The organism is uncultured Thiodictyon sp., from assembly GCA_903837595.1.
Taxonomy (GTDB): domain Bacteria; phylum Pseudomonadota; class Gammaproteobacteria; order Chromatiales; family Chromatiaceae; genus Thiodictyon.
Genome location: CAILVI010000418.1, coordinates 1 through 2,640, shown reverse-complemented (window position 1 = coordinate 2,640; position 2,640 = coordinate 1). Strand labels below are relative to the sequence as shown.

At 70.4% G+C, this 2,640-nt stretch carries 3 protein-coding genes; 1 reads left to right on the top strand and 2 read right to left on the bottom strand.

Annotation, left to right across the window (positions count from 1 at the left end; all coding sequences use genetic code 11):
- Positions 1 to 42 precede the first annotated feature (42 nt).
- A complete protein-coding gene (locus QZY44_RS25130; RefSeq protein WP_295454600.1) occupies positions 43 to 312 on the top strand; it encodes a transposase in 270 nt (89 codons plus the stop codon).
- A gap of 128 nt (positions 313 to 440) precedes the next feature.
- Here the strand turns inward: QZY44_RS25130 and QZY44_RS25125 are convergent, their stop codons facing one another.
- Both QZY44_RS25125 and QZY44_RS25120 read right to left on the bottom strand, forming a co-directional pair.
- Positions 441 to 1,742, bottom strand: coding sequence for a TrbI/VirB10 family protein (locus QZY44_RS25125; protein ID WP_295454597.1), 1,302 nt, complete (start codon positions 1,740 to 1,742; stop codon positions 441 to 443).
- On the bottom strand, positions 1,739 to 2,640 hold a 902-nt coding region (locus QZY44_RS25120; protein ID WP_295454595.1), incomplete at its 5' end, for a type-F conjugative transfer system secretin TraK. The genes QZY44_RS25125 and QZY44_RS25120, both read right to left, overlap by 4 nt.

Here is a 2,640-nt window from a genome sequence, read left to right as displayed (position 1 = left end):
GCCTGACTCGGGCAGCACGGGTATCGCGGAGCGATCCTATAGATGCCCCGACCGGCTCCGCTCGGCACTCTAAAGCGGATCGGCATCCGCAAGGGTATTGAGCAGGGGCTGCAACACAAGCGGCTGCTCCTCGTACGCCGGGCCCAGCGGCGCTTCGGCGCCGAAGTCGCCGAGCGCAGCGCGCCGCTGCTCGACCAGGTCGCCAAAGCCGAGGCACTGGACGACCTGGTCGAAGCGCTCATCGATAGTCCGGATGGGGGCGCCTGGCTGGACGCTGTCAAACAAGCCCCGGGGGTGATGCTCGACGGCTGAAGTCGCCAGGCGTGGCCAGTGTGCAATCAGCCACCGGATGACGTTGCGCTCACCTCCCGCGGCCGGCACGCGAACCCTGGCGCCTTGAGCATGAAGGTCGAGAATGGCCGTCAGCGCCGCTGTCGACCCTATTTCAACTTGAGCGACGTACCCTTGTTGATGATGAGCTCAATCCCCCGTCCCGCATCGACTTCGAGGACCGGGAAGGTGTTTTCGGCCATCTTCATGTAGTAGTCGGCCAACTTGTCCATCGCTCCGCCGACGCCACCGGCAAAGCCGGCCTCGGCCGCCTGGGGGGTGAACATGGACTGGAACTGGACCTGGCCGCCGGTCGTGGCGTTGCTGAACGGCGTCGCCGGGACCTGGGTGAACACCTTCGAGAACGCGGTCAGGAATCCGGCCTGCAACGCCTTGGCGAGCAGGGCACCCTGCTTGCTCACCAGTCGGCCGCGGACGCCGACCTTGCCGTCTTCGCCCACCGCGTAGGCGTCGAGCGGGACCTCGATGACCCCGCCGTCGGTGCGCACACAGGTCAAGGTCTCGGCGCGCAGATACGCCCGTTCCGACCCGAGATCCCCAAAACCGCCGACGATCACGAAGCATTCTTTGACGTCCGCGCGGAACCGATTGGGCAGCAGCGCGTCGTGCTTGATCCGCACCAGGGCCGGGGTCGGCTGCTGCCGGGCGCCCTGCCCCGTGGGGGCGTCCAGGCCGTTGAGGAGCACGCCGGTGAGGATGCTGCCGGCCGGGATGAACAGTTCGCCCGGGGCCGGGGCGGCGGGTCGACCGGGGGGCGGTGCCGGCGGCGGGGGGGCGCTGACCACGCGGATGTCCATGGCACGGTTGGGACCGCTGGCGCGCGCCCCGGGCACCGCGGGGCTCGGCCCCTTGGCGGTCGGCGGGCTGAACATTTGATCCATCGGCCGCTCACCCGGCGGCGCCGGCGCTGGGGCGGCCGGCGCCGGGGTCGGTGGGGTCGCCGGCTCGGGCAGTCGACCCGGGGGCCGCAAGGCAGCCGTCGACCCGGGCGGGGGCGTCTGCTTGGCCACCTCCATCTGGCGGCGCAGGCTTTCCAGCTCATCCTTCAACTGGGCCATCTCGACCCGCTGGGCCTCGACCACGGCGGGGTCGACCGGGGGCACGTCCGGTTTGTCCGGGGGTTTCGCCAAGGCCTTCTTCACGTCATCGACGTGCTGCTCCATGCGCTCCAGCCGGGCGGCAAGACCTTCGATGCCCAAGGAGCGCGGATCGGTATCGGTGAGCAGGTTCCGCACCAGCTTGTCCTGGGCACTGCCCCGAGGCGTGGGCGCCCCGGCGCTCTGCACCGCAATCGCGGCCAGGAGGAGCAGTACGGAGCCGCCCGCACCCCAGGCAACCACACGCTGGACGCCGGGCGAAAGCGATGCCCATCGGCTCTTGAGATTGATCACCGGGGTGTCCCGCTCGGGTCAGTCGCCACAAAGCCGTCCTGGAGCACCAGGAAGACCTCGGTCTCCTGCCCCGGCGCCAGGGCCTTCAACGGCCAGGCACCGACGGCCGCGACGATCCCCTTGTCCAGGTCGCAGGCCGACTCGTTGGCCGGCACGGTGCCGGTGCCGGCATTGCGCACGCCGAGCGTCAGCACGCTGGCGGTCGCCCCCTGGATCAGCTGTGTCCTGGTGATCTTGAGCCCCGGGGCACAGTGCGCTTTCGGGCCGCTGCCCTTGACCTGGAAACCGGCCGGCAAACGGCGCTGGGCCATGGCGCGCAACAGGTCGGTCAAGGCGGCGACATAGGGGGTACTGCCGTTGCCCTCCCCCGCTGTGCCCGGCAGCGACGCCGACTTGCCGCTGTCCGGTCCCGCGCCGCTCGCCCCCTTGCCGCGATACCCGGGCACGGTCAGGCGGATCTCGCGCGGGGGCACGTACCGCGGGGCCAGGGTGAGCGACAAGGCCAGGTCATTGCTCTGTCCGTCGCTGATGTACAGCGACACGGGTTCCTCGGTGGACGTGGCCACGTAGACCACATGACCATCGACGCTGGTACTGGCGGCGGAGACGGTCCGCACCACCGGGTTCGCGAAGGGCGTGACGAGGCGGTTGAGGTGGTCGATGGCGATCTCGATCAACGCCGTGGTGCCCGGGGTGATACTGACGTTGCGGGGTCCCAGTTCCATCGTGACGGCTGGGGCCTGGCCTGCCGACGGCCCCATGGCGACGCGCAGGAAGCCGCCACGGCGCTCGGGGGCGCTGCTGGTCCGGCGGGCGGCCAGGTCGAGTCCGCCGACCTGGCGAATGGTCGGTGCCCCTCCCGGGGAGCTTTCGCTGGTCCCGGCCGGGTCGGCGTGGG